This window comes from bacterium, from assembly GCA_024226335.1.
GTDB lineage: Bacteria > Myxococcota_A > UBA9160 > SZUA-336 > SZUA-336 > JAAELY01.
Genome location: JAAELY010000344.1, coordinates 1 through 3,920, shown reverse-complemented (window position 1 = coordinate 3,920; position 3,920 = coordinate 1). Strand labels below are relative to the sequence as shown.

General features: G+C 61.2%; 3 protein-coding genes. 2 read left to right on the top strand and 1 reads right to left on the bottom strand.

The window, feature by feature from the left end; all coding sequences use genetic code 11:
- Positions 1–176: 176 nt before the first annotated feature.
- On the bottom strand, positions 177–341 hold the full coding sequence (locus GY725_18020; protein MCP4006083.1) for a hypothetical protein: 165 nt from the start codon (positions 339–341) through the stop codon (positions 177–179).
- 81 nt (positions 342–422) lie between these two features.
- On the opposite strand from GY725_18020, the gene GY725_18015 reads away from it, so the two are divergent.
- Positions 423–920: a sel1 repeat family protein gene (locus GY725_18015; protein MCP4006082.1), complete on the top strand. Its 498-nt coding sequence runs from the start codon at positions 423–425 to the stop codon at positions 918–920.
- A gap of 834 nt (positions 921–1,754) precedes the next feature.
- Positions 1,755–2,075, top strand: a complete 321-nt coding sequence (locus tag GY725_18010) for a hypothetical protein (protein ID MCP4006081.1) — start codon at positions 1,755–1,757, stop codon at positions 2,073–2,075.
- Positions 2,076–3,920: the final 1,845 nt, after the last annotated feature.

Sequence of the window (3,920 nt, the reverse complement as noted above, 5' to 3'; positions counted from 1 at the left end):
GCTTCGGCGTCACGCCTGGGCTGCTCGGTAGTGCCAGCAGGCGCTGGACTCGAGGGGCCGGCTAACAAGATCTTGCACCTGACGATCGGCTTCGCCGCTCGCAGGTGAAGACAACGTTAGGCAGAGCGGAATCGCCTCAAGCGCCCAAGAGCGAGGACTCTGTGGGGACGAAGTGGTCAGATCGAATTGCGGATCTTGAGCGCGGTGTGCGAGAAGGTGATCGCACGTCGATGGCTCATCTCGGTCACTTGCTCCAGGATGGCGTTCAGAACAAGAAGGGTCGTGCGGTCGTGCGCCGCAATCTGAAGAAAGGCTTCGGCCTGCTTCGGCGCGCGGCGCACCTGGGCGAAACCCAGGCAGTGTTCCCGCTAGCTTGCGCCTACCACGTTGGCCTTGGTACCTCGCCCAGTAGAGCAGACGCAATGCGGTGGTACCGGCGCTCGTGGCGAGACGGCAACTGTTCTGCCGCCAACAACATCGCGACGATCTATCGTGACGAGAAAAACCGTCGGTTGGCGTTTCAGTGGTGGACGCGTGCTCAATCCCGTGGCGACGGCAATGCGGCAGTCGACGTGGGCTACTGCTACCAGTACGGAATCGGCACACGCCGGAACAGGAGCTTGGCTCGGAGAATGTTCAAGCACGCCATTTCCGCCGACTACGTATCCGAGTGGAGACGCGAAGAGGCTATGTATCACCTCGCTGTTGTGTATCTAGACGCGGGGAGTGCCTCGCGAGCAACCCAGTTGCTTGCTCGTGCTTCTGCGGACGGCGATTTCACTGAGGCGACCTCACTATTGGCTGAGATTCGATCGCAGTCGCCCCTCACAACTTGTCGATGTCGTCGCGGTATTGACAAGGGCCTCCCCGGTCATGCGTTTTGTCTTCAACATCCGAGATCGATACGCGGGCCTGCCTAACAAGGCATTGGACCTGACGGATCCGGCCTGGCACGCCCCTGGCTGTCTCATTCGCACCCGTGACAATCCACGATCTGCTTTTGCTCCGACGGACACCGGAGTATGCTGAATGCCAGGGCCGCGCCAGTCTCGGCCCGCAGGTCAATGCAACGTTATGCAGATTGGAGACAAGTATGCGGACGGCTAACGGCCAGCCCGCGAATCCACTGGAGGCCCTTGGCTACGGATTAGGTCTCTGTGTTGGCGCTAGTTTGCTGTGTATTCTCGCCCTCTTCGCACTGATCTACTTCTTGTTGGGATTCGGAGATCCGTTTGCAGAGTTAGCGAGGTTGTTTCCAGGGATCCTGATTGCCGGGCTTCTCGGATCGCTCACGTTTCGGTGGTATCGAAGTCGGACTACGTCTAAAGGCAAATGGGCCGTGTACGCTGGGTCGGTTATTGCCGTAATTGTCCTGGGCGTCTTCGGGACACTTGTCACTAACTGGCTCGTCAGCCAATGGCGCTGATCAAGCGGTACCATGTGCCAGCGGATGGGTCGGGGAGAACACTCCACGCACGGAGGTTCGATCTGTGGGACCGCAAAACGACTTCGCCGGGGCCGGGCGACTGCATAACAACGCCTTGAAGCTGACGGTCCACTCCGCTATCGCTGCGTGGCCCGCAGCTTAAGGCAACGTTAGACAGGCAAGAGGGAACTTGGGACGCCGAGCACTTGTGGTCGTGATCTCTCTCTGGACGGCGAGCTGCACAACCCACGAGCCGTCGCCCTTGGAAGTGTTTTTCGCATCCAGTCCGAGCCCTGTTGTTTCCACCGCGGAGGTTGACGCTCGCGTAATGGACTTTCTCTTCGGACAGTTTGACGATGGGCGTATCGCCAATCCAGGGCAGTGTTTCCAAGAAACGGATTTCGTCGCCGGTGATTTCCCAAGGCGCAAGTTCATAGTCGGTGCGCAATCGGGAGAGCAGTGGCTAATTGTGTATAGGCATGGTGGTTTCGGCATGCACGACCACCTCGCTCTTCTGTCAACGGAAACGGAGCCTCCCCAGGTTCTCTTCGCTGCCAGCGGTAGCCTCGGCAACGAAAGTCTAGCTATTGTCGAGCGAGCCGTACGCCTCGGTGGTTTTGCGCTGGAGGACGAGCTGTCTCATTGGTAAGGCAGCTGTCTAACAAAGTCTTGCAGCTGACGGATCCGCGCCTGTCACGTCCCTGGCTGGCTCATTCGCGCCGCAGCAATCCGCGCTTCGCTTTGGCTCCGATCGGCATCGGGGTATGCTTGTTGGCCAGGGCCGTGCCAGCCACGGCCCGCAGCTGAAGACAACGTTAGCCGTACAGACCCCCAGAAAACCACATCCGCGGCGGACGCCTCGACGGCACCGGCTTGTTTGCCCGCGCGCCGACCGGAAGCGCTCTCGCGACGGCGATGCCAGGTCCTGGGCTTTCGTACGCTCGCGGCGTGTTGTCATGCCGACTTCCGCGCAACACGCTCCAGCGCATCAACTCCTCCGGCAACCATCGCAGCGGGGAGGCGGCCGCACTCGGCCAGTGTGCGACGCCCCACGTGTGTCGTGGACGCGTTACAATGGACGCGAACTGGCCGATCTTTCGGCCGCGCGGCTTCGGCGTCACGCCTGGGCTGCTCGGTAGTGCCAGCAGGCGCTGGACTCGAGGGGCCGGCTAACTAGGGCTTGCAGCTGACGGGGCTTAGCGTGCCACGTTCGACCGCGGTGGTGTTCTGCATTGACTGCCGTGCCTCGCGCGGACCGCAGCGGCAACCCCGCAGCTGAAGCCAACGTTAGCCGTACAGACCCCCAGAAAACCACATCCGCGGCGGACGCCTCGACGGTGACTGCGTATTCGCCCGCGCGCCGGCCGGAAGCGCTCTCGCGACGGCGATGCCAGATCCTGGGCTTTCGTACGCTCGCGGCGTGTTGTCACGCCGACTTCTGCGCAACACGCTCCAGCGCATCAACTCCTCCGGCAACCATCGCAGCGGAGAGCCAGCCGCACTCGGCCAGTGCGCGACGCCCCACGTGTGTCGTAGACGCGTTACAATGGACGCGAACTGGCCGATCTCTCGGCCGCGCGGCTTCGGCGTCACGCCTGCGCTGCTCGGTAGTGCCAGCAGGCGCTGGACTCGAGGGGCCGGCTAACAAGATCTTGCACCTGACGACCGGCTTCGCCGTTCGCAGGTGAAGACGACGTTAGACGGACTGTAGTGTGAAGGTGACGGCTGCCAGTATTCGATTCGGACTCGGCTTGCTGCTGTCGTTGTTTGCATGCGGCGGGCCGCCCGCGGATCCGGCGGATGCAGAAGTCGTGTTACCGCCGATTCTGGACAATGCGCTTTTTGTCGCGAGCTCGCCAGGCAGAACTCTCGCCGCCGTGGGGCCATGCGCGATGTCGTCGTCGACCGAATATCCAGATTGCAGCAGCGGGATCGACCTGTGCCTGATTATTGAAAGCGATGCGTCGCGATTCTATTGTATTGCGATTCCGCCATTTGGAGCGCGCGTCGAAGTCGTAGGACTCAAGTGGGAGTCTGCGACGACGGTGGTCGTCCGTCGTGTCGGAAGTGACAAGGACAATCGAGACCTGCGATTCGACACTCGCACTGGCGAATTCCAAGACGTGCCCTCCAAGTCCCTCCCATCAGGCGCGAGTTGATGACCCTCCAGGTCAGGGCAGTAAACGCAGGCGCGCCGTCTAACTAGGGGTTGGACCTGACGGATCCGGCCTGGCACACCCCTGGCTGGCTCATTCGCACCGCAACAATCCGCGATCAACTTTGGCTGCGACCGGCGCCGGGGTATGCTGACCAGCCAGGGTCGCGCCAGTCGCGGCCCGCAGGTCAACCCGACGTTATATGGACAAGAGAATCCGATGGACGAGTCATCACGGGATCAACTTCGGAAACTCCTAAGTGAGGCCGATACGTTGTTGCGGGATTCTGGCGGGCGTGTCGTTGAAGTTGATGATCCCGACGAGACGCATTTTCTTGG

Bases quoted from the DNA above. Each gene is read 5' to 3' on its own strand.
- GY725_18015 (MCP4006082.1), top strand. From the start codon at position 423: ATGCGGTGGTACCGGCGCTCGTGGCGAGACGGCAACTGTTCTGCCGCC.
- GY725_18010 (MCP4006081.1), top strand. From the start codon at position 1,755: ATGGACTTTCTCTTCGGACAGTTTGACGATGGGCGTATCGCCAATCCA.